This is a genomic window from Schumannella sp. 10F1B-5-1 (assembly GCF_006517535.1).
Classification (GTDB): Bacteria; Actinomycetota; Actinomycetes; order Actinomycetales; family Microbacteriaceae; genus Schumannella.
Genome location: NZ_VHQH01000036.1, coordinates 147,556 through 173,093, shown reverse-complemented (window position 1 = coordinate 173,093; position 25,538 = coordinate 147,556). Strand labels below are relative to the sequence as shown.

Annotated in this window: 25 protein-coding genes and 1 tRNA gene; 9 read left to right on the top strand and 17 right to left on the bottom strand. The window is 70.5% G+C overall.

Annotated elements, in window-relative coordinates; translation table 11 throughout:
• Positions 1-912, bottom strand: a complete 912-nt coding sequence (locus FJ658_RS16065; protein ID WP_181408346.1) for an ARPP-1 family domain-containing protein — start codon at positions 910-912, stop codon at positions 1-3.
• Positions 913-1,078: 166 nt separating this feature from the next.
• Here FJ658_RS16065 and FJ658_RS06440 point away from each other — a divergent pair, with 166 nt between their 5' ends.
• A complete protein-coding gene (locus FJ658_RS06440) occupies positions 1,079-1,657 on the top strand; it encodes an NUDIX domain-containing protein (protein WP_255447600.1) in 579 nt (192 codons plus the stop codon).
• A gap of 46 nt (positions 1,658-1,703) precedes the next feature.
• Here FJ658_RS06440 and FJ658_RS06435 read toward each other — a convergent pair whose 3' ends face one another.
• On the bottom strand, positions 1,704-3,062 hold the full coding sequence (locus FJ658_RS06435) for an SIR2 family protein (protein WP_141144543.1): 1,359 nt from the start codon (positions 3,060-3,062) through the stop codon (positions 1,704-1,706).
• 305 nt (positions 3,063-3,367) lie between these two features.
• Between FJ658_RS06435 and FJ658_RS06430 the strand changes: the two genes are divergently transcribed.
• Positions 3,368-4,030 (top strand): hypothetical protein, encoded by a 663-nt coding sequence (locus FJ658_RS06430; protein ID WP_141144542.1) that lies wholly within the window; start codon positions 3,368-3,370, stop codon positions 4,028-4,030.
• Here FJ658_RS06430 and FJ658_RS06425 read toward each other — a convergent pair.
• The 6 genes from FJ658_RS06425 to FJ658_RS06400 form a co-directional block, all read right to left on the bottom strand.
• Positions 4,021-4,860: an SDR family NAD(P)-dependent oxidoreductase gene (locus FJ658_RS06425; RefSeq protein WP_141144541.1), complete on the bottom strand. Its 840-nt coding sequence runs from the start codon at positions 4,858-4,860 to the stop codon at positions 4,021-4,023. The genes FJ658_RS06430 and FJ658_RS06425 overlap by 10 nt on opposite strands.
• A 43-nt stretch (positions 4,861-4,903) precedes the next feature.
• Complete coding sequence (locus tag FJ658_RS06420; protein ID WP_141144540.1) at positions 4,904-5,365, bottom strand: VOC family protein; 462 nt, start codon at positions 5,363-5,365, stop codon at positions 4,904-4,906.
• A gap of 256 nt (positions 5,366-5,621) precedes the next feature.
• Positions 5,622-7,919: a glycoside hydrolase family 3 N-terminal domain-containing protein gene (locus tag FJ658_RS06415; RefSeq protein ID WP_141144866.1), complete on the bottom strand. Its 2,298-nt coding sequence runs from the start codon at positions 7,917-7,919 to the stop codon at positions 5,622-5,624.
• Between the two features lie 106 nt (positions 7,920-8,025).
• Positions 8,026-8,892 carry a carbohydrate ABC transporter permease gene (locus FJ658_RS06410; RefSeq protein ID WP_141144539.1) on the bottom strand — a complete coding sequence of 289 codons (867 nt, stop codon included), beginning with the start codon at positions 8,890-8,892 and terminating at the stop codon, positions 8,026-8,028.
• Positions 8,889-9,875, bottom strand: coding sequence for a carbohydrate ABC transporter permease (locus tag FJ658_RS06405; RefSeq protein WP_141144865.1), 987 nt, complete (start codon positions 9,873-9,875; stop codon positions 8,889-8,891). The genes FJ658_RS06410 and FJ658_RS06405 overlap by 4 nt, the downstream gene beginning before the upstream one ends.
• 76 nt (positions 9,876-9,951) lie before the next feature.
• On the bottom strand, positions 9,952-11,226 hold the full coding sequence (locus FJ658_RS06400; protein ID WP_141144538.1) for an ABC transporter substrate-binding protein: 1,275 nt from the start codon (positions 11,224-11,226) through the stop codon (positions 9,952-9,954).
• A 237-nt stretch (positions 11,227-11,463) separates the two neighbouring features.
• On the opposite strand from FJ658_RS06400, the gene FJ658_RS06395 reads away from it, so the two are divergent.
• Together FJ658_RS06395 and FJ658_RS06390 are read left to right on the top strand one after the other, a co-directional pair.
• Positions 11,464-12,477, top strand: coding sequence for a LacI family DNA-binding transcriptional regulator (locus FJ658_RS06395; protein ID WP_141144537.1), 1,014 nt, complete (start codon positions 11,464-11,466; stop codon positions 12,475-12,477).
• A 28-nt stretch (positions 12,478-12,505) separates the two neighbouring features.
• The gene (locus tag FJ658_RS06390; RefSeq protein WP_141144536.1) at positions 12,506-14,053 is read left to right on the top strand and encodes a glycoside hydrolase family 43 protein; all 1,548 of its coding nucleotides are present in this window, start codon (positions 12,506-12,508) and stop codon (positions 14,051-14,053) included.
• Between the two features lie 15 nt (positions 14,054-14,068).
• Here FJ658_RS06390 and FJ658_RS06385 read toward each other — a convergent pair.
• The 5 genes from FJ658_RS06385 to FJ658_RS06365 form a co-directional block, all read right to left on the bottom strand.
• Positions 14,069-14,140 (bottom strand) — tRNA-Arg (locus tag FJ658_RS06385).
• A 61-nt stretch (positions 14,141-14,201) separates the two neighbouring features.
• Positions 14,202-14,627 (bottom strand): VOC family protein, encoded by a 426-nt coding sequence (locus tag FJ658_RS06380; RefSeq protein ID WP_141144535.1) that lies wholly within the window; start codon positions 14,625-14,627, stop codon positions 14,202-14,204.
• 78 nt (positions 14,628-14,705) lie between these two features.
• Positions 14,706-16,118: a CHAP domain-containing protein gene (locus FJ658_RS06375; protein WP_141144534.1), complete on the bottom strand. Its 1,413-nt coding sequence runs from the start codon at positions 16,116-16,118 to the stop codon at positions 14,706-14,708.
• Positions 16,119-16,378: 260 nt separating this feature from the next.
• On the bottom strand, positions 16,379-16,876 hold the full coding sequence (locus FJ658_RS06370) for an HNH endonuclease (protein ID WP_141144533.1): 498 nt from the start codon (positions 16,874-16,876) through the stop codon (positions 16,379-16,381).
• A 371-nt stretch (positions 16,877-17,247) separates the two neighbouring features.
• Positions 17,248-17,940 carry a metal-dependent transcriptional regulator gene (locus tag FJ658_RS06365; protein ID WP_141144532.1) on the bottom strand — a complete coding sequence of 231 codons (693 nt, stop codon included), beginning with the start codon at positions 17,938-17,940 and terminating at the stop codon, positions 17,248-17,250.
• 184 nt (positions 17,941-18,124) lie between these two features.
• Between FJ658_RS06365 and serC the strand changes: the two genes are divergently transcribed.
• Positions 18,125-19,252 (top strand): phosphoserine transaminase, encoded by a 1,128-nt coding sequence (gene serC, locus FJ658_RS06360; protein WP_141144531.1) that lies wholly within the window; start codon positions 18,125-18,127, stop codon positions 19,250-19,252.
• A 67-nt stretch (positions 19,253-19,319) separates the two neighbouring features.
• Positions 19,320-19,613: a DUF2530 domain-containing protein gene (locus tag FJ658_RS06355; protein ID WP_141144530.1), complete on the top strand. Its 294-nt coding sequence runs from the start codon at positions 19,320-19,322 to the stop codon at positions 19,611-19,613.
• Between the two features lie 5 nt (positions 19,614-19,618).
• Here FJ658_RS06355 and FJ658_RS06350 read toward each other — a convergent pair whose 3' ends face one another.
• The 4 genes from FJ658_RS06350 to FJ658_RS06335 form a co-directional block, all read right to left on the bottom strand.
• Complete coding sequence (locus tag FJ658_RS06350; RefSeq protein ID WP_141144529.1) at positions 19,619-19,957, bottom strand: hypothetical protein; 339 nt, start codon at positions 19,955-19,957, stop codon at positions 19,619-19,621.
• Entirely contained in the window at positions 19,954-20,412 is a 459-nt protein-coding gene (locus FJ658_RS06345) for a YebG family protein (protein WP_141144528.1), read from the bottom strand. Before FJ658_RS06345 ends, FJ658_RS06350 begins: the two co-directional genes overlap by 4 nt.
• A gap of 93 nt (positions 20,413-20,505) precedes the next feature.
• Positions 20,506-21,102, bottom strand: coding sequence for a DUF3027 domain-containing protein (locus FJ658_RS06340; protein WP_255447599.1), 597 nt, complete (start codon positions 21,100-21,102; stop codon positions 20,506-20,508).
• Entirely contained in the window at positions 21,095-21,478 is a 384-nt protein-coding gene (locus FJ658_RS06335) for a cold-shock protein (protein ID WP_141144526.1), read from the bottom strand. Before FJ658_RS06335 ends, FJ658_RS06340 begins: the two co-directional genes overlap by 8 nt.
• Before the next feature lie 58 nt (positions 21,479-21,536).
• Here FJ658_RS06335 and FJ658_RS06330 point away from each other — a divergent pair, with 58 nt between their 5' ends.
• The 3 genes from FJ658_RS06330 to FJ658_RS06320 all read left to right on the top strand — a co-directional run bounded on the left by FJ658_RS06330 (position 21,537) and on the right by FJ658_RS06320 (position 25,526).
• The gene (locus FJ658_RS06330; protein ID WP_141144525.1) at positions 21,537-21,800 is read left to right on the top strand and encodes a hypothetical protein; all 264 of its coding nucleotides are present in this window, start codon (positions 21,537-21,539) and stop codon (positions 21,798-21,800) included.
• On the top strand, positions 21,787-23,688 hold the full coding sequence (locus tag FJ658_RS06325) for a helicase-associated domain-containing protein (RefSeq protein ID WP_141144524.1): 1,902 nt from the start codon (positions 21,787-21,789) through the stop codon (positions 23,686-23,688). The genes FJ658_RS06330 and FJ658_RS06325 overlap by 14 nt, the downstream gene beginning before the upstream one ends.
• A 152-nt stretch (positions 23,689-23,840) precedes the next feature.
• Complete coding sequence (locus FJ658_RS06320; RefSeq protein WP_141144523.1) at positions 23,841-25,526, top strand: DNA repair helicase XPB; 1,686 nt, start codon at positions 23,841-23,843, stop codon at positions 25,524-25,526.
• Positions 25,527-25,538: the final 12 nt, after the last annotated feature.

Below are 25,538 nucleotides of genomic sequence, written 5' to 3'. Positions count from 1 at the left end.
TCAGACCTCCTGAAGAAGGGGATGGGTGAGGTTCCAGGCCGCGACGTGCACGATCGACGGCTCTACCGCGCGGTCGAATCCGCCACCGGTGAGGCGAATGCCCGCGAGCGAGACACCGGCCGACGCACCGCGAAGAGCACGGGCGATGCCAGCTCCCTCACCGTCGAGTAGCACGGTGTGCTCGAGCTGTGCGGCGAACGCTCGGGCTCGCGCTCCGGTCGTCGCGACGGGCGGCGCGAGCAGCGCATCCAACTCGGCGGCATCGACGATGCTCTGCCAGCGCGCCGCGAGCCCGGTCGGGCTGCCGAAGATCTCGGCGCCGACGATCTGCCCGCCGATGCCGACGATGACGCCGCGCTGGCCGGTCAGGCGCGGGATCGGCGACCGGCGCATGCGATCGACTCGCTCGAGGTGAACCGCGAGTGTGCCGGTATCGCTGCCTCCGAGACGCTCGTCGAACTGCCGAATGCGACGCCACACCCGATCCTGCGACGCTGCATCACCCGGCGACCGCCGCGCCGACGCAGCGCGCACGCTCGGTGAGGTGCGTCGCCCATCCACGGCGTGAGCGGCGCTGCCGGCCCATCGCCCCTGCTCGACGCAGCGCGCCTCGACCGTTCCGCGCCCCTCGGGCGCCAGCAGCAGGCTGGCTGCGACCATGCGGTCCTGCAGGCCACCCGTCAGCAGGTCGCCCTCGAGCACCGCGTGCGGACTCGACGACCGGGTCGCGACACCCAGCTCCGAAACCGACGCCCCCGTGTCGAGTTCGTTGACCGTGAGCCCGTTCGGGCTCCACTCAACCCCCGACGTGCGGGGGCCTTCGACCCAGACGGGAAATACCGTGAGCGAACCGCGCCGGTGCCCCTGCCCGACGTGGAGTCGCGGCATCCGCTTCTTTGTCATGTCGACCATGTCGACCTCCTGTCCGGGCCTTGGAGGCCCCTTCTCTTTTTGCGCTCAGCTGCGCAAATACAGAGTGACATCCACCACCGACATTTAGCGCAGCAATGCGTAAACTCAACCAGTGACCTACCGCGACTCACACGGAAGAACCCTGCAGGACTACCCCCGGCCGTCCGTGGCGGTCGACACCGCAGTGCTGTCGGTTCTCCCCGACGGCCGCCTCGCCGTGCTCCTGGCGAACGACGGCGACGACGCACGGCTGCCCGGCACGTTCGTCCATCCCGGTGAGACCCTCGCGCGCGCCGCACTCCGGGCCCTGCGTGACAAGACCGGCGTCGACGGCCGCGAGCCCCGGCAGCTGCACGTCTTCGACGCTCCCGATCGCGACCCTCGAGGCTGGGTCCTGTCCGTCGCCCACCTGGATGCGGTTCCGTATCGAGCGCTGGACTTCGACGCCGGGCGCGCCGAGCTCCGCCCCGTCGACGAGGTGCGCGGACTGCTCTACGGCCACGACGAGATCGTGAGGATGGCCGTCGAGCGACTGCGCGACGACTACGCGGCCTCCCCCGACCCGGCCCAGCTGATGCCGGGCACCTTCACCCTGCGCTCACTCCAGAACCTGCACGAGAGCGTGCTCGGCATCGACCTGCCGCGCGACACGTTCCGCCGCACGATGGAGCCCCAGCTCAGCACGACGGGCGGCATCGAGCGCGGCGGCGTCGGCAAACCCGCCCGCACCTTCCGAACACGCTGACCCCGGCGCTGGTCCAGCACCGGGGTCAGCGCCGACTTCGCTCAGTTCACTCGCCGAACGGCGCGAGCGCTCGACGTAGCGCCGACGCCAGCTCCGACTCCCCCGTCACGCTCGCGCGCACACGGCGCACAAGATCGGCCATGTCGCGCTCGTCAGCGCTCAGGCTGGATGCGAAGGCTGGCGACAGCAGATAGCTGTACTCCTCGCTCGCCATCGCGAGCACCGCATCCAGGAAGATCTCGAGCCGTCGACCCGCCCGAGGGATCGCACCGCCAGCAGGGTCGCCGACATCTCCCGCGTCGGGATCCGCGAAGTCGACGAACGCCAGCTGATCACCCCAGACATCCGTCGCAAGGGGATCGGTGCGCAGCGTCAGCACCGTGCCGGGAACGGCGCCGCCGATCGCCCGGCGCACATCGTGAACGATCTCGTAGAAGTGATCATCGCGCAGACCGAATCCGACGAAGAGCAGGTGCCGGGTCATCAGGGTCGCCTTCACCAAGGCGCTGAGCGCCGCCCGCTCGGTGTTGAAGCCGAGGTAGTCATCGCGGGTCAGGACGATCGACGGCGGGTCGTCGACGGAGCCGTGCATCTTCAGCAGCCAGCGCGGGAACGCCCCATGATCGTCGCCGGGGATCACACGCCGTGGGCTCTGCTGATCTGCCGCCGCGATCTCGAAGAGCCTGTCGTAGTTCAGCGTCACCGCCTGCTCAGATCCCAATGCCGACAACATCGGCGGCAGCAGCCCGTAGCGGGGCATGTCCACGGCGCGCGCGATCGCTTCGGCGAAGGCGCCGGGCTTCTCCCGCTCGTATCGCAACCTCAGCCACGCGGCCTGATCGAGTGTGTCCCGCTCCGGGTCGAGCAGGTGGATGCGCTCGGTCGGCGACAGCTGGATGCCGTCGGAGAGCCGCTCGATGAGCTGGTTCCAGGTGGGCGCGCCGGCCCCGACGCTGATCCCCGCACCCATGAACGGCACCAGCTGGTTCGAACGAGCCAGCGCCGCGAGCCGGTCAACCTCGTGCCGATCGATCTGCGCCCAGGGCCAGCTGGCCGCGTCCGACTCACGGCGCAACCGCTGCATCAGTGCGTACGCGCCGGCGTCGCGGAGCACGAAAGCGATGTCCACCTCATGCAGGGCCGCGAGCTCGCGGCTCTCGTCGAGCAGCGCGCGCAGGATCTGCCCGGTGCTCAGCCGGCCGCCGCCGTTGCGCGTGCCGAAGGCCGGGAGCGCGATCAGGGGGCGCGGGCGCGACGTCGTCCTGACCTGAGCGACCGCTGCCCGTACGAACTCGCGGAATGCCGGGAGGAGGTCGCTCGGATCCGCGAAGCCCTGCGCCGGCACGGCCGTGGCGATCGCGACCGGTCCGCCGCCGAGAGTCGAGGGCATCGCGACGGCGAGCACATCTCGAGAGCGGAACCGCGCGGTCGAGGGATGCACTGCATCCTCGCCCCACTGCGGAATCGCATCGATCCACCCCGGGTGCATCGCGAATCGCCAATCGGTGGGCAGCATCCACGCATCGCACTCGAGGTGGGTGATGTCACCCCGGATGACGAAGACGTGCGGGGCGTCGAGGTCGGCCATGGAGCGATCCTCGCATCGCAGCGTGAGCCGCGGAGCCGCGGGCCCCCGATCTGGGTATCGCCGACGAGGGAACCTCACGCGACGATCGAAGCATCATGAACTCTGGCGGGTGGATAGCGACGGTGGCGATCGTCGCCGTCGTGATCGGCGTCGCCGTCGCCCAGCGCGAGGCGAACACGGCGTCGCAGCGGTCGGCCGAGACGGTCTCCTGCGATGAGGTGCTCGAGTCGGTCGTCGCTCTGGAGCGCGCCGGGCGCACGAGCGGCGCGATCGACGAGCAGATCCAGTGGCTGTCCGACAACTGCAAGACCGAGTTCGGGATCGCGACCGGCTACTTCTCGGGAAAGTCGGGAGTGTCGCAGTTCGGCGCGCAGAGTTGCGCTGACCTCGAAGGGCGGATTCCCGCCGAGTCGATCACTCTTCTGCGCGAGGACGCGGCGTGCACGGACACCCCAGTCCCGGCCTGGTCGCCGCCCGCGACACCCGTCACCACGGCGCAGCCGGGCGGAGGCATCCCCTGGAACGAGGCGAAGAACCACGTCGGCTCGACACAGCGAGTCTGTGGCCCGCTCGCCGGCGGCGGCAACTCCGACGACGACGTGTTCCTCAATCTCGGGCTCGACTATCCCGATCCCGACCGCTTCCAGATCGTCGTCTGGGACATCGGATCGCTGGAGTCGATCGGCGGCGGATCGATGATCTGCATCGAGGGACCGATCACGAGCTATCAAGGCGTGGCGCAGATCGAGATCTACGACCCCTCGCGCATCGAGATCTACTCCTGACTCGCGGCGACGAACCGCGGGTCACGCCGATAGTCGTCGAGGCGCAAGCCGAGCGCGGCAGCGACCTGGCCCGGCGCATCGTCGCCGATGAGCAACCGCAGACGCTCGTCGGCGGAATCGGCCACGTGCTCGAGGATCGCATCGGCGGCGTCCGCGGTCGGCGTGCCGCCACCGGTCGCCTCACCCTCGACGGGCCATGGCACCTCCACCGAACCGAACAGCCGCTCGCGCAGTCCGTCGTAGGCGGCGTTCGGCTCGGCGAAGCGCATGCTCGACGTCGCCCACGCGGTATCGAGCCCGCCGGGCTCGACGATCGTCACGCGGATGCCGAACTCGGCCACCTCACCGGCGAGCGCCTCGCTGAATCCCTCGAGCGCCCACTTCGCCGCGTTGTAGACGCCGAGCGTCGGCATCGTGCCGACAGCCCCGACAGTCGAGATCTGCACGACGTGCCCCGAGCGCTGCTCGCGCATCGCCTCGACCGCCGCCTGGGTCAGCCAGAGCGCGCCGAGCAGGTCGGTGTCGATCAGCTCGCGCACATCGCTCTCCGACGCCTCCTCGATCGCGCCGATCAGCCCGTATCCGGCGTTGTTGACGAGCACGTCGAGGCGTCCGGTCAGCGCGAGCGCCGCCGCGATCGCCTCGCGGCAGGCCGCGCGATCGCGCACGTCGAGCGTGAGCACCGTGAGACGTGGATGCTCGGGCAGATCATGTGCGGAGCGCGTCGTCGCGACGACCCGGTGCCCGGCGTCGAGCGCCGCCTCGGTGATGGCGCGCCCGAGCCCGCGGCCGGCTCCGGTGATGAACCAGGTGCTGGTCTGGTCGGTCATCCGTCCACGCTAGGCGAGCAGCGCGATCCCGTCACCCGGAGGCTCAGTTGCTCGCCGCGGCCGCCGCATCCAGGTCGGCGACGATGATCTTCTGCATCTTGAACATGGCCGCCTGCACCCGCCCGGCCAGCGCGCGGTCGGAGTCGGCCTGGTACCTCATGAGCGCCTCGGGGATGATCTGCCACGACAGTCCGAAGCGGTCCTTGAGCCAGCCGCACTGCGACTCCTGCCCGCCGTCGGCGGTCAGCGCATCCCAGTAGTAGTCGACCTCCTGCTGCGTCTCGACCGAGACGAAGAAGCTGAAGGATTCGTTCTTCGTGAAGTGCGGGCCGCCGTTGAGCGCCATGACGGTCTGTCCGGCGATGCGGAAGCTCGCGTAGAACAACGCGCCGTCGGGGGTGCGGTTCTCCTCGATCACGGATGCGTCGGGGAAGAGGCCCAGATAGAGCTGGATGGCCTGCTCGGCGTCGTCGTCGAACCAGATGAACGGGGTGACGGAGGTCATGTGGACAGTGTCCACCCGTTGTCGAGCCCGGGACAACCCCGCTCCGCTTCGTGAATCGCTCATCTTTCGCGAGGCGCTCTCGCATGGCTCGCAGATGCGGTGATCACGGTCCGCGCGCGGCGCACCGACCAGCTGAGCTCCGGCGTCATGCTCGTGAAGCTCGCCGCGATCCCGTTCGACCTCGGTGTACGGCCAGGCTCGCCGCAGCCGTCACCTCGCAGCCGCGCCGCCGGGTCGCATCGTCGTCAGCGGAGCCTCAGCCGACCGCAGGCATGCCCGCCCCGTCGCCGCCCGCGTCGTGACGTCCGTTCGGCACGTCAGCGCCGCGGTCGACCGCGATCTCGACGCGCCGGGCGTCGGAAGCCGTGACGGCATAGGTCGCCCCGCTCAGCCACACCGATGACGACACGCGACGCGTCGCCGAATCGCCGACCCACAGCTCGATCTCGCCGGCCTCGACGACCCGTCTCATCGAGCGGTCGGTGAAGGCCAGCCGCGACGGCACGACGGTGAACCGCACCTCCGCCGCCTCGCCGGCGTCGAGCGGCACCCGCGCGTAGGCGACGAGCTGCGCCACCGGGCGGGTCGCGCTCGCGACGGTGTCTCGCGCATAGAGCTGCACGATCTCGTCGGTCGCTCGGTGACCGATGTTGCGAAGGCGCACGACCGCGTCGAACGGCTCGCCCGCAGGGATCGGAGCCGGCGGGACCGCGAGAGCGTCGTAGGCGATGTCGGTGTAGCCCAGCCCGAAGCCGAACGGCCGCACCGGGGTGCTGTCGGCGCTCGTGATCTCCGAGACACCGCCCAGGATCGGCTGCAGGTAGGAGAACGGCTGCGCTCCGGCCGATCGGGGAAGAGATATGGGCAGCCGACCCGACGGCGCGATGTCCCCGGCCATCAGTCGGGCGATCGCCGTCGCGCCCTCCTCGCCGGGGAAGAACGACTGCAGAACGGCAGCCGGCGCGGTGGGCCCATCCAGAGCCCAGCCGACAGCGTAGGGACGACCCGACAGGATCACCAGGATCACCGGCGTGCCCGTCGCGACGACGGCTTCGACCAGCTCTCGCTGCACCCCCGGAAGCTCGAGCGATTCGACGTCGTTGCCCTCGCCGACCGTCCCGCGGCCGAAGAGGCCGGCCTGGTCGCCGACCGCGACGATCGCCACGTCGGCCGCCCGCGCGGCGTCGACCGCCGCCGAGATGCCCGAGCGGTCGTCGCCCTCGACCTCGGCGCCGATGGCATGATGCACGATCGCCGTGGGCCAGCGTCGCCGCACCGCCTCGAGAATCGACGGCACCTCGATGCCGTCCGGCGTCTCAGGATGATGCGCCAGCACATGGTTGATGAACGAATAGCAGCCCATGAGCGACGACGACGACGCGGAGTTCGCCCCGATCACGGCCACGCGACTCGGGGCGGGGTCGGCGAGCGGCAGGATCCCGTCGTTCGAGAGCAGAACCGCCGATCGCTCCGCGAGCCGCCGGGCCAGGTCACGATGCGCAGGCGTATCGAGATCGATCGCGGTCGGCGGCTCACTGGCATCGTCATCCAGCAGCCCCAGCTGCTCCTTCTGCATGAGCACCCGCACGACGGCGCGATCGACCAGCTCGATCGGCGTCGCGCCCGAGCGCACGCGTTCGGCGAGCGGCGCGAGGTACGCGTCGCCGGTGGGCAGCTCGACGTCGATGCCCGCGGCGAGAGCGAGCTGCGCCGCCTCGCCCGCATCGGCGGCGACAGCGTGCATGGTCTCGAGGAAGGCGACCGAGAAGTAGTCGGAGACGACGACGCCGTCGAAACCCCAGTCATCGCGCAGCAGACCGGTCAGAAGCTCCGGTGCCGACCCCACCGGGATGCCGTCGATCTCGGCGTAGGAGTTCATGACCGACCGCACTCCGCCGTCGCGCACCGCCATCTCGAACGGCGGCAGGAACACGTCGCTCAGCTCACGCCGGCCGAGGTGCACGGGCGCGTGATTGCGTCCCGACTGCGATGCGGAGTATCCGACGAAGTGCTTGAGCGTCGCGTGCACGCCCGCCGACTGCATCCCCTCGACATAGGCGGTGCCGATCGTGCCGACCACGTAGGGGTCTTCGGAGATGCACTCGTCGACGCGACCCCAACGCGGGTCGCGGATCACGTCGAGCACCGGGGCCAGTCCCTGATGGATGCCGAGCTGACGCATCGACGCCCCGATCAGGCGCCCCATCTCCCGCACCGTCTCGGGGTCGAAGGCGGCTCCCCACGCGAGCGGCGTCGGGAACGTCGCCGCCTTCCATGCCGCGAGCCCGGTCAGGCACTCCTCGTGCACGAGCGCCGCGATGCCGAGCCGCGTCTGCGTGCGCAGCCGCGTCTGCTCCGCCCAGAGCCACCGGGCGCGCTCGACCGGATCGACCGGGCGCGTGCCGTAGACACGGGTCAGATGCCCCAGCCCGTGTCGTGTGGCCTCGGAATAACTCTGGCTGCTCGCCATCTCGCCCGCCATCGGCGCCACGATCTCATCGCCCTGGTCGACCCAGTAGCCCACCAGCTGCGCCAGCTTCTCGTCGAGCGACATCTCGGCGAGCAGGGCGGCGACCCGGTCGGAGACCGCCGGACCGCGACCGGCTCGGTCGTCGTGCTCGCGGTCGTCGATCGCGGGATGTTCGAGTGTCACGAGTGGGTCAACCTTTCACGGCGCCGGTGAGACCGCCGACGATGCGTCGTTCGAAGACGCTGAAGAAGATCAGCGCCGGGATCATCGAGAGCGACGTGAATGCCAGCACGCGGGCGGTGTCGACGGAGTACTGCGACGAGAACGCCTGCGTGCCGAGAGGGAGTGTGAACGAGGCCGGATCGTTGAGGATGAACAGCGGCAGCATGTACGAGTTCCAGCTCGCGATGAACGCGAGGATGCCGACGGTGATCACGCCGGGAACCGCCAGAGGGATGACCATGCGCCAGAAGAACTGCAGCCGGCCCGCGCCGTCGATGGCGGCGGCCTCCTGCAGCTCGTTCGGGATCGCGGCGAGGAACGGCACGAGGATCACGATCGTCACCGGCAGGGCGAACGCGATCTGCGGAACGACCACGCCGGCGAGACCGTTCGTCAGGCCCAGGTCGCGCACGAGGATGTAGAGCGGGGTGATCGCGACGGTCATCGGGAACATGAGCCCTGCGGTGAACAGCGCGTAGATCGCGCCTCGGCCGCGGAACCGGTAGCGCGCCAGCGCGAACGCGGCCATGAGCCCCAGCGCCACGACGACCACGGTCGTCGCGATCGCGGCGATGGCCGAGTTGACGACCTGACCCCAGAACACGCCGCTGCCGAGCACATCGAGGTAGTTGCTCCAGTTCGCCGAGGCCGGGAGCCCTGCCGGGTCGGTTGTCAGCTCGGCGTTCGTGCGCAGCCCTCCGGTGATCAGGTAGACCACGGGGGCCAGGATCACGGCGATCAGCACCAGGGCGATGAAGTAGACGATCAGCGTCGAGCCGCGCGACTGGCCGGGTGCCGGTCGCCGACGTGCCCGCGGTGCGGCGAAGGCGGTCATCGTGCGCCTCCGGTGATGGCGCCCGCGGTGTCCCTGCGCAGCACGAAGCGCTGATAGAGCAGGGCGATCACGAGCGAGATCAGGAACATGATCACGGCGACGGCGCTGCCGTATCCGTAGCTGCCGGCGTTGCGCCCGTTGGCGACCATGTAGGTCGCCATCGTCGAGGTGCCGGCCGTCGACGAGACGTACTGGCCCCAGATGATCCACACCAGGTCGAAGAGCTGCAACGAGCCGATGATCGAGAGGAACGCCCAGATGCGGATCGTGGGCCCCATCAGCGGGAGCGTGATCCGGCGCTGGATCTGCCAGTAGCTCGCCCCGTCGATCGCGGCGGCCTCGGCCAGTTCGTCGGGGATGCCCTGCAGTCCGGCGAGGAACAGGATGACGGCGAACCCGACGTACTTCCAGGTGATGATCGCCATCAGTGTCCAGATCGCCAGGTTCGGATCGGAGATCCAGTCGGCGGAGAGCGCTCCGAGACCGAGGTTCTCGAGCAGGCCGTTGACGGCGCCGTTGGTCTGCAGCATGAGCCCCCAGCCGAGGCCGACGACGACCTCGGAGATGACGTAGGGCACGAAGATCAGCACGCGGATCACCGACTGGAATCGCAGCTTGCGATTCAGCAGCAGCGCCAGTCCGAGCGCGATGGGCCCCTGCAGAACGAGCGACATGACCACGATGACGGCGTTGTGCCCGAGCGCCTCGCGGAAGTCGGGGTCGCCGAGGATCGTGAGATAGTTGCGCACGCCTACGAACTCGGTCGGCACGCCGTAGCCCGACCAGCTGAAGAAGCCGTAGTACGCCGCCATCACGACCGGCAGGATCACGAAAGCGACGAACACGATCAGCGCCGGGCCGATCAGCAGAGCGAGTTCGCCGAACGGCACCCGCTCGCCCGAGGCGCGCCCCCGCCGCCGCGCGCGAGCGCGGTCGGCGGGGACGCGACGGCCGTCGGCGTCATCGGGGGCGGGTGCTGGGATGCCGCCCCGCGACTCGTCGGCCGGCACCGGTCTCACCGACGAGAGGTGCTGAGACACCGTGGCCACGGCGGCCGCCTCAGGACTTCGCAGCCGCGGCGTTCACCGCGTCGACGATGTCCTTCGCCGAGCCCTTGCCGGCGAAGAGATCGACCACGGCCACGTTGAGGGCGTTGCCGACATTCTGGCCATAGAGCGTGTCGAGCCACAGCACGACGTAGGGCGCGTCGTTGTAGGCGGCGAGCACATCCTGCAGCGCCGGGTCGGTCACGACCGACTGGGCCTCGGTCGAGGCGGGCAGGGTCTGGAAGGCCTGCGCGTACGCTTCCTGGTTCTTCTTGGTCACCATGAAGTTCAGGAAGTCCACGCACACGGCGGGAGCTTTCTGCGAGCAGCTGAAGCCGTCGACTCCGCCCATCATCGCCCCCGGCTCGCCGTCGCCGTCAACTGCCGGGAACGGGAACCACTTGAGGTCGGCCAGGGGCTTCTGGTCGGGAGTGAGCGAGGCGATCACACCGGGATCCCAGGCTCCCATGAGCTCCATCGCCGCCTGGTGATTCGCCAGCAGGCCGGCCGACGACCCGGCGCCCTGCTGCGCCGTCGTCGTGAGGAAGCCGTCTTTGAACGGCGTCGAGTCGACGAACGACTTCAGATTCTTCGCGGCGGTCAGCCAGCAGTCGTCGTCGAACGACCGCGACGACGCGGCCTTGTCGAGCACCGCCTTCGAGCAGGCGCGCAACGCGAAGTTGTAGTACCAGTGCGCCGCGGGCCAGGCGTCCTTCGCCCCGACGGCGATCGGGTCGATGCCGGCCGCTCGCAGCTTGTCGTTCGCCGACTCGAGGTCGTCGATCGTCTTCGGCGTCTCGGTCACTCCCGCTTTCGCGAACAGATCGGACGAGTAGTAGACGCCCGACGGGAGAACCGACACCGGCATCCCGTAGTTCTTGCCGTCGATCTCGAAGGCGCTGAGGGAGTTGCCCACCGCCGCCTTCGCCTCGGCGGAGATGCCGTCGGTGATGTCCTTGACCTGCCCCGCCTTGACCACGTCGGCGAGCTTGCCGCCGCCGCGTGCCAGGAAGATGTCGGGCGCGTCGCCCGAGTTGAGAGCGGTCTGGAGCTTGCCGTCCATCTCCTCGTTCTGGATGGCCTGGATCTTGATCGTGACATCGGGGTGCGCCTTCTCGAACGCGGCCGCCGTGTCCTCCCAGTAGGCCTTGCCGTCGCCGGTCGTCGAGTTGTGCCAGAAGGTCAGCGTGGTCTTGCCGTCGGCGTCGCCGCCGGCGGCGCAGCCGCTGAGGACCAGCGCTCCGCCGGCCAGGATCGCGGCGCTCGTGAGCAGCTTTCTGCCGTTCATGTCTTTCCACCCTTTACTCATCATCGAGTGCGGTTCCCGCGCGGTGCGCGGGACCCGAACGGCTTCGCGGAGTGCGGCTCGTCCTGGCGGAACCAGGTCGGGTCGCGACGCCATTCGCGGCGAACGACGGTGTTCGTGCCGACGGGAACGGGCGAGCAGTTCGCGGTCAGTGTCACAACCCGGGCTGGGCGTGTCAAACGTTTTCGAAAACCTTTTCTTGCGGCTATGGTGTGCGACGTGAGCCCTCGCCCCACGATCCGCGATGTCGCCGTCGCCGCCGGCGTGTCCGTCGCGAGCGTGTCGAAAGCGGTGAACGGCCGCTACGGCGTCTCACCGGAGATGACCGAGCGGGTCATGGCCGCCGTGCGCGACCTGGGCTACGAGTCGAGCCTGGTCGCCAGCAGCATGCGCTCGCGCCGCACCGGCGTCATCGGGGTGCTGGTCGCCGATTTCGAGCCGTTCTCGGCCGAGATTTTGAAGGGCGTCGGCCGAGCCGTCAGCGGCACCGCCTACGACCTGCTCGCCTACAGCGGGTCGCACCAAGACGGCACCGGCTGGGAGCGCCGATCGATCAGCCGCCTCAGCGGAACGCTGATCGACGGGGCGATCATGGTCACCCCCACCACCCTCGCGGTCGAGGCCGGCATCCCCGTCGTCGCGGTCGACCCGCACGCGGGGCGCGCTGATCTGCCGACCGTCGAATCCGACAGCTTCGCCGGAGCGCAGCAGGCGGTGCGGCACCTCATCGACCTCGGCCATCGACGCATCGGATTCGTCGCCGGCCGCCCCGACCTCCGATCGGCCACAGCGCGCGAGCGCGGCTACCGTGCCGCCCTGGTCTCAGCGGGAATCTCCGTCGACCCGGCCCTCATCGCCGCCGGACAATACGAGGTCGCCGCCGCCCGGCGCGCCGCCGAGCACCTGCTCGACCTGCCGCATCCGCCGACGGCCGTGTTCGCCGCGAACGATCTGTCAGCGCTCGCCGTCGTGGCCGCCGCTCAGGGGCGCGGCGTGCGGGTGCCCGACGACCTCTCGATCATCGGCTTCGACGACATCCCCGAGGCGACCCGCGCGACTCCGCAGCTCACGACGGTGCGTCAGCCGATCCAGCAGCTCGGCGAAACGGCGACGCGGATGCTGCTCGCACTCATGAACGACGAGCAGCTGGACCAGACGCAGGTTCTGCTGCCGACCCGCCTGATCGCGCGCGACACGACCGCGGCGCCCGAGCGTGCTCGATCCGCGACCTGAGCCACCACCTGCCACCGAGAGGCCCGCGATGACGCGCACGCTCCGCAATCCCATCCTGCCCGGCAGTCACCCCGACCCGAGCATCTGCCGGCGAGGCGACACGTTCTACCTCGTCACCTCGACGTTCGAGCACCTTCCCGGCCTGCCGATCCATGCGTCGACCGACCTGCAGAACTGGTCCGCTCTCGGACACGCCATCCATCGGCCCGAGCAGCTCGACCTCGCCGGGCTCGATGGATCATCGGGTCTCTACGCGCCCACCATCCGCGTCGTCGGCGATCAGCTGGTCGTCGTCTGCACCGTCGTCGGTCCCGACGACGGGTCCTGGCCCGGGCGCACCGGCCACTTCCTCGTCACCGCCACGGATGCGAGCGGCCCCTGGTCCGACCCGATCTGGATCGACGACGTCGGCGGATTCGACCCCTCGCTCACGGTCGACGGCGACGACGTCTGGCTCTGCGGGACCCGTGTGGTCGCCGATGCCGACTGGCCAGGGCAGACCGAGGTCTGGCTCAGTCGCATCGACATCTCGACCGGCGCTCTTCTCGGCGAGCTGCTCGTCATCTGGCGCGGTGCCGACGCCCGCGCCGTCTGGGCCGAGGGTCCGCACATCGTCCCGCGCCCCGGCGGCGGATGGGTGCTGGTCTGCGCCGAGGGCGGCACCGACCTCGAGCATGCCGTCTGCGTCGCCTACGCCGACGCGATGGCGGGTCCCTGGCTCGGCGACCCCGGCAACCCGCGACTCAGCCATCGCGATCTCGGGCCGGATGCGGCCATCACCGCGGTCGGGCACGCCGACCTGGTCGACGACGCCCTCGGCCGAACCTGGGCGACGGTGCTCGCGCTCCATCCGGTCGACGGGCGGCGGGGCCTGCTCGGACGCCGCACGTCGCTGGTAGCGGTCGAGTGGCACGACCGACGACCCGTGTTCGCTCCGGGCACCGGACGCGTCGCAACCGAGTTGGTCATCCCCCACGACGTCACGTCTCGGTCGGCCACGGCGAGCCCGGCCACGACCGACGGGCTCGACGCCGCACCGCGCGGCCGCGGGGCCGCCGATGCGGACTGGGTCGGCGTCGGGCGCTTCCCCGCGGCGTTCGCCGAGTGGAGCGCAGGGTCGCGCGTGCAGCTCACGGCGGGCGACGATCCGAGCACACGAGGGACGATCTCGGCCCTGCTCACGCGACTGCCGGCGGAGCGAGCCGCGGTCCAGGCCACGGTCGAGCTGGCCGGACGGCGCGCCGACCTGCGCGGCGGCCTGCTGCTTCGTGTCTCCGAATCGAATCACCTCGAGTTGTCGGTCGACGTCGACGGCACCGTCATCGTGCGCATCGTGACCGACGGCGTCGTCCGTGAGCTCACGCGGTCGGCCACGGTCGCCGGGGCACCGGTCTCGCTCGGCGTGCGTGTCGTCGATCTCGTGGTCACCTGCGTCGCCGATGATCGCGAGATCTCTCGAGTCGACGTGGCGCGGATCGCCCCGGGGCCTCCGCGAGGGTTCATCGGCGCGTTCGTCGGCCCCGTCGTTGTCGGCGAGGGCTCAGCCGTTTTCAGCGACCTGTCGGTGACGGTCTGAACCGCCGTCGATCGGTGCCCCTGGAGGGACTCGAACCCCCAACCCTCTCCTTAGGACGGAGCTGCTCTTCCATTGAGCTACAGAGGCCGGTGGCTCGAGTCTATCGAGCCACCGGCCTCTGAATTCCGGGCGGGCGGATGGGTGACCGTCAGCCCAGATCGGCTTCCTTGTTCACGTTCACGAGCCACGCGATGCCGAACTTGTCGACGAGCATGCCGAACTCGCCGCCCCACGGCGCCGGGGCGAGCTCCTGCTGGATCGTCGCGCCCTCGCTGAGCTTCGCCCAGTAGCCGCGCAGCTCGTCGACCTCGTCGCCGCTCAGCGAGACGCTGAAGTTCGTGCCGGGCGCGAAGTCCATGTAGGCGGGGGTGTCGGAGCCCATCAGGGTGAAGCCCGACGGCGTCTCGAGCTGGGCGTGCATGACCTTGCCCATCTCCGCCTCCTCGATGCCCGGCATCTGGAAGTCGCCGAAGGTGTTGATGTTCAGCTCGCCGCCGAGCACCGACTGGTAGAACTCCATCGCCTCGCGCGCGTTGTCGCGGAAGTTCAGGTACGGGTTCAGGATGGCCACGATGCTCCCTCGATTCCGGCACCGCTCGGCGCCACTGAGGTCAGCATCCCACCGACCGCCGACGGGGAGAAGACCAGCAGATCAGGCGGGCGGCGCGTAGAGGAAGAGCGGCACCTCGCTGGGCTGCACCACGCGCTGCCCGTAGACGTGCTTGCCGCCCATGTTGTACTCCTCGAGCAGCACCGAGCCGTCGCCGAGGATGCCGCTGACATAGGCGACGTGGTTGTAGTTGAACCACGCCACGGCGCCGACCTCGGGGGTGTTGCCGGTGGCCCAGCCGTGGTTGATCCAGGCGGCCTTCCAGTTGCTCGCGTTGCCGCCGTTCGGCGTCAGCGTCGACCAGTCCCACTTGTACGGGGCGCTCGTCGTGCCGGCGTCGCGGTTCAGGCGCCAGGCGACGAAGTCGACGCACTCGCGGTAGTAGTAGCGCAGCGGCGACAGACCGCCGCCCTCGCTGCGCGTCAGGTCGGTCGCCCACGGGTAGTCGTCGCCGAGAGCCTTCGCACCCGAGTTCAGGTAGGCCTGCAGGTTCTTCTGACGCAGCGCGTTCGCGTAGAGGCCGCGGAGGTCGGCCGCGCTCGTCACGCCGTAGGCGTCGCGCGCGGTCGTTCCGACGGCGACGTCGTCGGCCACGTCGAGCTTCTGGGTGCTGCCCTCGAGCGCGCGCTGCGTGGCGGCCGTCGGGGCGCCGCTGTCGTCGAAGGCGTACGCCGGCAGGGCCAGCGACGCGAACAGACCGCCGACGAGAACCATCGTGCCGGTCGCGGTGATTCGCTGGCGGATGCTGCGCTTCGACGCCGAGGCGGGCTTCGCGGATGCGGCGGCCGGCTTCGAGAACGCGGCACCGGCGGCCGGGCGAGCGGCACGCGCGGGGCGGCGCACGCGGGCGGCGGCGGGAACGGCCGACGCGGCGGGGACGAGCTCGGGATGCGCGACCGACGCCGGCGCCGGGATGCCGGGCAGCTCGGCCTGGGGCGCGGGAGCGACCTCGGCGGTGACCGACTCGGCGGCCGGCGCGATGCGCTCGATCGCGGTCGAGGAGACCACGAGAGCGGCGGCGGGTGCGACGACCGGCTCGACCGTGGCGGCGGGGACGACGCGGGCGGGCTCAGCGGGAGCGGCCGAAGCCGACTCGACCGGAGCGGGGGAAGCGGGAGCGGCGACGGCGGGAGCCGCGGCGGCCGGAGCGGCACCGAGGATGCTCGCGAGCACCGCATCCGCCGACTCGGCCGGCGTGGTCGCAGCAGAAGGAGCGACGGAAGCAGCGGGCGCCTCGACGGCGGGAACCTCGAGCCCGCGAGCCAGAGCACGCTCGGCGGCCTCGCGCTGGGCGCGCAGCTCGCGACGCGACGGGAAGGGTCGCTCAGCGGGCGCGGAAGCACTCGAGTTCTCGAGCGTCTTCGGCGTGGTCTGGTTCTTCTCGCGATCAGCGCCCGACTCAGTCAGGTCACCGAAGAGAAACCCCAACGAATCGGGGATCTCGGGTTCCGTCACAGCACAGCCTCCGGGTAAGCGACCTTTCGAGGGTAAACGACTCACCAACGATTGTCACGCTGAGATAACGAGAAGGTCAGTCCCCAGAGCGGGGGCGGCGGTTTTCGCGCGGATCCGCACGCTGAACAGCCGAAAAGCTCCGGAATCGCGATGGATGCTCAGCAAAAGCAATTGGAGAAGACCCCACCGAAACGGGCACGCGCGAGCCGCCCCGGCGGGCAGCCCAGGCCCAGCCCAGCCGGCCCAGCCCGGCCAGCCCCTCACGCCGCGTCGGCGAGGAACGGGCTCCACTCGTCCTGCGGACGCTCGACCCCGCGCACCATCCACGCGGTTCCGTGCGGCGCCTTGGGAATGTGCCGCAGCGTCCAGCCCATCTCCTGCGGCGTCTTGTCGCCCTTCACGTTGTTGCAGCGCAGGCAGCACGCGACCAGGTTCTCCCAGCTGTCCGCTCCCCCGCGCGAGCGCGGCATCACGTGGTCGATCGTCGAGGCCGCGGCGCCGCAGTAGCCGCAGCGCTGCGAGTCGCGCCGCAGCACGCCCCGCCGCGACACGGGAACCTGACGCCCGTGCGGCAGCCGCACATAGCGCGTGAGCAGGATCACCGCCGGCCGATCCCACTCCCCCGAGGTCGCGAGCACCGGGTGCCCGTCGTCGCGGGCCAGGATCGCGGCTTTGCCGCTCATCACGAGCACGAGCGCTCGTTTGAACGACACGACCGCGAGCGGCTCGTATCCGGCGTTGAGTACCAGGGTGCGCATGGCGTCCTCTCGAGTCGACCCGCATGGGTTGCAGGTGATCCAGCCCCGCGCGCGGTGCGGAGGAGAGGTGTCCGAAGACGAGAAAAGGCGCCGTCGCGAACGACAGCGCCTTACCTCATCCGAGCGTGACAGGGCACACTCGGGCGGACGGTGTGCCGTATGCGGAACACGGCGCGGGCATCCACGGTTTGGATGCTGCCCCGAGCGCGCATGCGGCCCTCCTCTTCCTTCCTCACAGAACGCGAGGACACCAGAGTACGTCCGACACGCCCGGAATGCCGGGATTGCGCGTCGCGGCGCGACACACGTCACGCACTCGTCACCGGATGTTCGTCAGCGCGTCAGGGCGCGACAGAGCGAGAGCTCGCGCCCTACGCCGCCACGTAGACGTGGATCGCGACCTCGTTGGGCAGCTCGAGCCCGTCGCCGTGGCCGTCGACCTGGATGCTGACGTACGAGCCCTCCGAGGCGATCGTCGCCGTGGCGCCCGGGACGACGCCCGCGCCGAGCAGCTGCGCGAGCAGCTCCGGCTCGAACTGCACGGGCTCGCCCAGGCGGCGGATGGTGCCGGTGACGGCCGCGCTCTCGTCGCGCACGCGCTCGACGATGTTGACGACACCCTCGAGGAACGGCTTCGACTTGGCGCCGCCGATCTCCTCGAGTGCGGGGATCGGGTTGCCGTAGGGCGACTCGGTCGGGTGGTCGAGGATCTCGAGCAGGCGACGCTCGACCTGCTCGCTCATCACGTGCTCCCAGCGGCAGGCCTCGTCGTGCACGTAGGCCCAGTCGAGACCGATCACGTCGGCGAGCAGGCGCTCGGCCAGACGGTGCTTGCGCATGACGTGCAGCGCGCGGCTGCGGCCGTCGTGGGTGAGCTCGAGGTGACGGTCGCCCTCGACGCGCACGAGGCCGTCGCGCTCCATGCGGCCGATGGTCTGCGACACGGTCGGGCCGGAGTGGCCGAGACGCTCTGAGATGCGGGCGCGCAGCGGCACGATCCCCTCTTCTTCGAGGTCGAGGATGGTGCGGAGGTACATCTCCGTGGTGTCGACGAGATCGGTCATCGCTGTCCCCTTGAAACCGTGTGCCGTGCACGCCCGACCGGGTGGTCGATACGGGCGCTGAAATCGGTTCTCACCCTAGCCTGCGCGGGCGACAGAAACCGGGACCCTCCCCAGGCCCGCGCGCGCCGCATCCACGGCCCGTCACACGGTCAGTGCTGCCACCGAGCCGCCGTAGGATCGAGGCATGCCGAGCATCGAGATCCCCGCCGACCTGCTCCCCGCCGATGGCCGCTTCGGATGCGGTCCGGCGAAGGTGCGCCCCGAGCAGCTGGACCACCTCGTCGCCAACGCCTCCGTGCTCGGCACCTCGCACCGCCAGGCGCCCGTGAAGGAGATGGTCGGCCGCGTGCGCGCCGGCATCGCCGAGCTGTTCCAGATCCCCGACGGCTACGAGGTGCTGCTCGGCAACGGCGGCTCGACCGCGCTCTGGGATGCCGCCGCCTTCGGCCTGATCGAGCGCCGCAGCGCGCACCTGAACTTCGGCGAATTCGGTGGCAAGTTCGTCGCCGCCGCGAGCGCCCCCTGGCTCGAGACCCCCTGGTCGGCGAAGGCCGCCGGCGGCTCGCGCAGCGTCTTCGAGTCGGACATCGACGCCGACGTCTTCGCCTACCCGCACAACGAGACCTCGACCGGCGTCATGGCGCCCGTCACCCGCGTGACCGGCAGCGTCGAGGGCGCGCTCACGGTCGTGGATGCGACGAGCGCGGCCGGCGGCGTCGCCGTCGACCTGAGCGAGACCGACGTCTACTACTTCGCCCCGCAGAAGAACTTCGCCAGCGACGGCGGCATCTGGTTCGCCGTGGTGTCGCCGGCGGCGATCGAGCGCATCGAGCGCGTGGCCGCCTCCGACCGCTACATCCCCGAGTTCCTCAGCCTGAAGAACGCGGTCGACAACTCGCGCCTCAACCAGACGCTCAACACCCCGGCGCTGGCGACGCTGCTGCTCATGGAGTCGCAGCTCGACTGGATGAACGCCGGCGGCGGCCTGAGCTTCGCGGATGCGCGCACGAAGGAGTCGTCGTCGCACCTCTACGCCTGGGCGACCGCCTCGGATGCGGCCACCCCGTTCGTCGTCGACCCGGAGCACCGCTCGCAGGTCGTCGCGACGATCGACTTCGACGACGCCATCGACGCGGCGAAGATCGCCAAGGTGCTGCGCGAGAACGGCGTCGTCGACACCGAGCCCTACCGCAAGCTGGGCCGCAACCAGCTGCGCATCGCGACCTTCGCGGCGATCGAGCCCGACGACGTGCGGGCCCTCACCGCGACGATCGACTGGGTGCTCGCGAACGCGCCGGTCGCGCGCGACTGAGCGCGGCATCCACGGTTCGGTTTCAGGTCGGTTCGGTTCTGACGGTTCGGCTCGCGGGGGCTTCGGGATGCGCTGGTACGTGAAGAGCTCGGAGCGCAAGCCCGACCCGGCTCCCGTGAAGACGGATGATCGCGCGGCGATCCTCGTCGGGCTCGTGCTCTGGATCCTCGCGCTGTGCGGGATGCTGATCGGCCTGCGACCGCTCGTCGCGGGCGGGCACGAGGGCTGGCTGTGGACCGCCGTCGTCGCGATCACGCTCGGATTGGTCGGCCTCGTCTACGCGCAGATCCGCCGCGGGCGGGTGCGCCGGCGCGAGGAGGCCGCGGCCGCTACCGCTGAAGACGACAGTTCCGAGCCCTGACGGGACTACTTCGTCCGATTGGGATGGTGCGTGTGCACCTGCTCGAGGTAGACGGTCTTGCCGACGACGAAGAACCAGATACGAGAGCCACCGCCCTGCGTCGGCTTGTGCTGCCAACGCTCGTAGTCTTCACCGCGGAAGCTGACCATGCTCAGCTCGCCCTTGAGCGGATAGTTGGTCGGCGTCCTCTCCAGAGGAGTCCTGGTCAGGAAATCCCACGAGTCGGCGAGCGCGTTCAGAGTCGTCGCCTTGAGATCCCGCCAGCCGCTGGTCGCGTCGCGCGAGGCGAACTCGATGTCGAACTCCGACTTCTTGGCCGGGCGTGGAACCTTGCCTTTCGTCACGAGCCGGGGCGCTCCACCGGTTCAGTGAGGTCGAGCCACTCGACGGGCTGCGATCCCAGTCCGGCCGCGATCGCCGTGGCCGTCTCGAACCACGACGTCATCTCGGCGAGAGCGAGATAGGGCTGGTGCGTCGAGAACGACGCGCGCGCCGCAGAGAGCAGCTCCCGAGCGCAGGTCTCCCGATCTGCGGGTGACAAAGCCAGCATCCACGGATAGGAGTCCGACATCCTCTCGGCGAGAGTTCCGCGATCGTCGGTGGCGACGGCGATGAGCGTCGCTGCGATCTCGAGCAGCTTGTCGCGCGCGTCCGACTCGCGCTTCGACATCAGCACAAGATCCTCGCCATCTCGGCGGGTGACCTCCACCGGGCGCTCCTCTGCCGCATCGAACACCCGCGCGGAGTGTCTACTCAGGTCAGAGGACGCAAAGCGAGGCGGAAGCACCATGGCGGACATGCCACCAACCATACTTCAGAAATAATTCAGAAGTCGCCCGGAGATTCGACCGAATTCCGCTGGTCGACCGCGGCATCAGGCTGCCACAACAGATCAGCGCGCTGCGCCGTCAGACTCGGCGTCGTCCGACTCCGCGTGCTCGACGGCCGACTCGGGGTCGAGTCCGTCGTAGACGTCGTCGCCGAAGTCCTCGCCGTGCTCGTCGGCGTCGCCGAAGCCGTCGTCGTCCGAATCCTCGTCGTCCTCGGCGTCGTCGCCCTCGTCGTCCGCGTCGTCGTCCTCCGACTCGCCGCCGAAGTCGTCGTCGTCCGCGTCATCCGCGTCCTCGTCCGGCTCCCCGGCGGCGGCGCGTTCGGCGGCCTCGGCCGCCTGCGCGGCCTTGTACTCCTCGAGTCGCACCGACCACGGCACCCAGTCGGGCGCGAGCAGGGCTCCGTCACCGGGCAGTAGCTCGGCCTCGAGCACGGTCGGCTCGTCGCCCTCGAGCTGCACGACGCTGACGGTCCAGTGCCAGCCCGGGTAGCCGAGCATCGTCGCGGCGAAGGTCAGAGTCGTGACGCCGTCGTCGTCGGTCTCCTCCGACACGAGCGCGCCGACCTGCGAGGCGGGCGCGAACTCGTGCAGCGCTTCGCGGGCGATCTCGGCTCGACTGCTCATCTCGACCCCCGCATCCACCGCCGACTCAGGCATCGAGGTCGTCGGCGACGCGGCGCAGCACCGCGGCGAGCTTGCCGCCGTGGCTCTTGTCGGGGTAGCGGCCGCGGCGCAGGCCCTCGCCGATGCCATCGAGCAGCTTGACCAGGTCTTCGATGACCACGGCCATGTCCTCCGCCGAGCGGCGGTTAATCTTCGACAGCGGGATGGGCGTATCGAGCACGCGCACCGAGAGCGCCTGCGCTCCCTTGCGTCCGTCGGCGATGCCGAACTCGAGGCGGGTGCCGGCGCGCACGGTGGTGACGTCGCTGGGCAGCGCCGACGCGTGCAGGAACACTTCCTGCCCGTCGTCGGTGGAGATGAAGCCGAAGCCCTTCTCCTCGTCGTAGAACTTGACCTTGCCGGTCGGCATGGCGGGCCTCTCGATCTGGGGGGACGGGACCGACCCGTGACGGGCCTATCCTGATGGGATGCCGAACGACACCCCGGTGCGCCCCAATCGTATCGAACGCATCCTCGGCGTCATGGCCGCGACGGTCATCGGAATCGCGATCGTCGACATCATCGTGCTGCTCATCGCGGGCGTCGCGAAGGTCGACCTCGGCGACGGCGTCTGGCCGATCGTGCGCATCCTGCCGCTGACGGCCCTGCCGATCGGATTCCTGCTGCTGGTGGGCTTCATCATCGCGACCGGCCTGCGCCGTCGTCGCGAGTCGCTGGATGCCCGCGGCTAGCAGCTCGGCACTGGCGCTCGCGGCGAGGCTGCGGGCGCTCGACGACGACGCCCTGCTGCGCCTGCTGCGCGAGCGGGAGGTGCGCTCCACGGGCGTGCGCGACTGGTTCGACCTGGCCGAGGCCCTGCTCGAGCGGCCGAGCGTGCAGCGCGCGCTCGAGGGCCTCGACCGGCACGCGCTCGCGGTGCTCGCGGGGGCTGCCGAACTCGCCGCCGCCGGGCGCGCGCCGACGGTCGAGCAGCTGGCCGAGCGGATCGGCAGCGCCTCCACCGAGGTGCGGCGCCGCGCGGCGGTGCTCGCCGAGCTGGGCCTCGCGGCCGTCGAGTCCGACCGCGTCGCCCCGTGGGACACCGTGTCGGAGCAGCTCGCCGCCTGGCCCTCGTTCGACCTGCCCGGCGCCGAGGAGCTGATCTGGACCCCCGCACCCGGCGCGCTGGTGCCCGTCAGCGACGCCGACCGGGATGCCGTGGATCGCCTCGCCGGCGAGCGCGCCTTCGCCGCCACCGGCCGCGTGACCGAGCTCGTCGCCGAGCTGCAGCGCGAGCCCGCCCGGCGCCTGGCCAAGGGCGGCATCGCCCTGCCCGAGACCCGCCGCCTGGCCGCCGCGATCGGCGTGGAGCAGGACGAGCTGGCCCCGCTCGTCGACCTGGCGATCCGCGCCGAGCTGATCGGCGACGACGGCGCCGTGCTCGCGATCACGGCGGCGGGCGCCGAGTGGCTCGGCACCGACGACGCCGAGCGCTGGACGACCCTCGCCGCGGCCTGGATCGCCCGCCTCGCCCCCGACCTGCGCCGCCTGCTCGAGGAGCGCGCCGCCGCCGAGTGGGACGACGGCCTGCTGCAGTATCTGACCTGGTTCTACCCGGGCTCGGCCGAGCGGATGATGCGCCGCGTCACCTCGGCCCGCGAGCAGGCGCGCCTGCTCGGCATCACGGTCGACGCGACGCCCTCGGGGCCCGGGCGCGCGCTGCTCGCCGACGGCCCCGCCGCAGCACGCGAGCGCCTCGCCGCGCTCTTCCCCGCGCACGTCGAGCAGGTCTACCTGCAGCACGACCTCTCGATCATCGCGCCCGGCCCGCTGCGCGCCGACCTCGACAGCCGCCTGCGGTCGATGGCCGACGTCGAGGCCCGGGGCCTCGCATCCACCTATCGCATCACCGGCGGATCGCTGAACCGGGCGCTCGCGCGCGGCGAGACGGCCGAGACGATCCGCGACTTCCTCGCCGGCATCTCGCTGACCGGCGTGCCCCAGCCGCTCGACTACCTCGTGCGCGACACGGCCGAGCGCTTCGGCGCGCTGCGCGTCGGGTCGATCGCCGAGGTCGCCCGGGCCGCCGATGCGGGCGCCCGCAGCTATGTGCGCAGCGACGACGCCGCGCTGCTGCGCCAGCTCACGGTCGACTCGGCACTCGCGACGGTCGGGCTCATCCCCAGCGGCGAGCTCCGCGCCGTCAGCCGCGTCGAGGCGAGCGTGCTCTTCTGGTCGATCGTGGATGCGCGCTATCCCGCCGTGCTCGAAGACGCCGACGGCACGATCCGCCCCGCCTCCCGGCGCTCCACTCTCGCGCCGGCGGTGGCCGAGCCGGCCCGCGACTCGGCCGTCGAGCTCGTGCGCCGGCTGCGCGACTCGGGCGCCGTGACCTCGGGAGCCTCGGGGTCGGATGACGAGACCGGCGGGGCGGCGTGGATCGCCCGCCAGCTCGAGCTCGCGGCCAAAGCCCGTACGCCCGTCGTCGTGACGGTGCGCATGCCCGACGGCTCCGACGTCGAGCTGCGCCTCGAGCCCGCCTCGGTCGCCGGCGGACGCCTGCGCGCCCGCGACGCCCGCGCCGACCTCGAGCGCACGCTGCCGCTCTCGTCGATCACGGCGGTCGTGCCGCTCGACTGAGCGCGGCCGGCCGTCGCGCCTGAGCCGCCGAGTTGCCCGGTTCGGCCGGGTTCCGCGCTCCGAACCCGGCCGAAGTGGGCAACTCGCGGCCGCGTCAGGGCGTCCCCACACTCCCAGCGCGACCACCCCGGGCGCGACTAATCTGGGAGGTCATGTCCGGACCCCTGATCGTGCAGAGCGACCGCACCGTGCTGCTCGAGGTCGCGCATCCCGAAGCCGAGGATGCGCGTCACGAGCTGGCCGTCTTCGCGGAGCTCGAGCGCGCCCCCGAGCACGTGCACACCTACCGGATCACCCGGCTCGGACTGTGGAACGCCCGCGCCGCCGGGCACACCGCCGAGCAGATGCTCGACACCCTGAACCGCTTCGCGAAGTTCCCCGTGCCGCAGACGGTGTCGATCGACATCGACGAGACCGTCGCCCGCTACGGCCGGCTCGTGATCTCGCGCGACCCCGACGTCGAGCAGCAGAACCCCGACGGCACGACCACGACCATCCCGGGCGAGCTGGTCCTCAGCAGCACCGATCCGGCGATGATGAGCGAGATCACCCGCAACGCCAAGGTCGGCCCGCTGCTCGGCGTGCGCCGCACCCCGAGCGAGTGGACGCTGCAGCCCTGGGCGCGGGGACAGATCAAGCAGGAGCTGCTGAAGCTCGGCTGGCCGGCCGAGGACAACGCCGGCTACACGCCCGGCACCCCGCACGAGATCGACCTGCACGAGGACGGCTGGCACCTGCGCGACTATCAGCGCAAAGCCGTCGACAACTTCTTCGACGGAGGGTCGGGCGTCGTCGTGCTGCCCTGCGGCGCGGGCAAGACGCTGGTCGGCGCGGGCGCGATGGCCGCGGCCGACACGACCACGCTCATCCTCGTCACCAACACCGTCAGCGCACGGCAGTGGCGGGCTGAGCTGCTCAAGCGCACGAGCCTGACCGAGGACGAGATCGGCGAGTACTCGGGGCAGGTCAAGGAGATCAAGCCGGTCACGATCGCGACCTACCAGATCCTCACCGCGCGCCGGAAGGGCGAGTACGCCCACCTGGCGCTGCTCGACGCCCTCGACTGGGGCCTCATCGTCTACGACGAGGTGCACCTGCTGCCCGCCCCGGTGTTCAAGCTGACCGCCGACCTGCAGGCTCGTCGCCGCCTCGGCCTCACTGCGACGCTCGTGCGCGAAGACGGCCGCGAGTCCGACGTGTTCTCGCTCATCGGCCCCAAGCGCTTCGACGCTCCGTGGAAGGAGATCGAGGCGCAGGGCTACATCTCCCCCGCCAGCTGCTACGAGGTGCGCATCGACCTGCCCCAGGATGAGCGGCTCGAGTACGCGGCGAGCGCCGACGACGAGCGCTACCGCCTCGCCGCGACCGCGCCGGCGAAGCTGCAGGTCGTGAAGGATCTCGTCGCCAAGCACGCGGGCGAGCGCATCCTGGTCATCGGGCAGTACCTCGACCAGATCGACGAGCTCGCCGAGGCCCTGGATGCGCCGCAGCTCACGGGATCCACGCCGGTCGACGAGCGCGAGCGACTGTTCCAGGCGTTCCGCGACGGCGAGCTGACCGTGCTGGTCGTGTCGAAGGTCGCGAACTTCTCGGTCGACCTGCCCGAGGCGACCGTCGCCATCCAGGTCTCGGGCTCGTTCGGATCGCGGCAGGAGGAGGCCCAGCGCCTCGGCCGTCTGCTGCGCCCGAAGGAGAGCGGTCTGCCGGCGAACTTCTACACGCTCGTCGCCCGCGACACGGTCGACCAGGACTACGCGCAGAACCGCCAGCGCTTCCTCGCCGAGCAGGGCTACAGCTACACGATCCTCGACGCGGGCGACCTGGCGACGGCGGCGTAGGCGCGGCGTTCA

What these genes read in the sequence shown, in the direction of transcription:
- FJ658_RS16065 (WP_181408346.1), bottom strand. Translation starts at nt 912, where the DNA reads ATGGTCGACATGACAAAGAAGCGGATGCCGCGACTCCACGTCGGGCAG.
- FJ658_RS06425 (WP_141144541.1), bottom strand. Translation starts at nt 4,860, where the DNA reads ATGACCGACCAGACCAGCACCTGGTTCATCACCGGAGCCGGCCGCGGG.
- FJ658_RS06420 (WP_141144540.1), bottom strand. Translation starts at nt 5,365, where the DNA reads ATGACCTCCGTCACCCCGTTCATCTGGTTCGACGACGACGCCGAGCAG.
- FJ658_RS06415 (WP_141144866.1), bottom strand. Translation starts at nt 7,919, where the DNA reads ATGTCGCTCGACGAGAAGCTGGCGCAGCTGGTGGGCTACTGGGTCGAC.
- FJ658_RS06410 (WP_141144539.1), bottom strand. Translation starts at nt 8,892, where the DNA reads ATGACCGCCTTCGCCGCACCGCGGGCACGTCGGCGACCGGCACCCGGC.
- FJ658_RS06400 (WP_141144538.1), bottom strand. Translation starts at nt 11,226, where the DNA reads ATGAACGGCAGAAAGCTGCTCACGAGCGCCGCGATCCTGGCCGGCGGA.
- FJ658_RS06390 (WP_141144536.1), top strand. Translation starts at nt 12,506, where the DNA reads ATGACGCGCACGCTCCGCAATCCCATCCTGCCCGGCAGTCACCCCGAC.
- FJ658_RS06370 (WP_141144533.1), bottom strand. Translation starts at nt 16,876, where the DNA reads ATGCGCACCCTGGTACTCAACGCCGGATACGAGCCGCTCGCGGTCGTG.
- FJ658_RS06365 (WP_141144532.1), bottom strand. Translation starts at nt 17,940, where the DNA reads ATGACCGATCTCGTCGACACCACGGAGATGTACCTCCGCACCATCCTC.
- serC (WP_141144531.1), top strand. Translation starts at nt 18,125, where the DNA reads ATGCCGAGCATCGAGATCCCCGCCGACCTGCTCCCCGCCGATGGCCGC.
- FJ658_RS06355 (WP_141144530.1), top strand. Translation starts at nt 19,320, where the DNA reads ATGCGCTGGTACGTGAAGAGCTCGGAGCGCAAGCCCGACCCGGCTCCC.
- FJ658_RS06345 (WP_141144528.1), bottom strand. Translation starts at nt 20,412, where the DNA reads ATGTCCGCCATGGTGCTTCCGCCTCGCTTTGCGTCCTCTGACCTGAGT.
- FJ658_RS06340 (WP_255447599.1), bottom strand. Translation starts at nt 21,102, where the DNA reads ATGCCTGAGTCGGCGGTGGATGCGGGGGTCGAGATGAGCAGTCGAGCC.
- FJ658_RS06335 (WP_141144526.1), bottom strand. Translation starts at nt 21,478, where the DNA reads ATGCCGACCGGCAAGGTCAAGTTCTACGACGAGGAGAAGGGCTTCGGC.
- FJ658_RS06330 (WP_141144525.1), top strand. Translation starts at nt 21,537, where the DNA reads ATGCCGAACGACACCCCGGTGCGCCCCAATCGTATCGAACGCATCCTC.
- FJ658_RS06325 (WP_141144524.1), top strand. Translation starts at nt 21,787, where the DNA reads ATGCCCGCGGCTAGCAGCTCGGCACTGGCGCTCGCGGCGAGGCTGCGG.
- FJ658_RS06320 (WP_141144523.1), top strand. Translation starts at nt 23,841, where the DNA reads ATGTCCGGACCCCTGATCGTGCAGAGCGACCGCACCGTGCTGCTCGAG.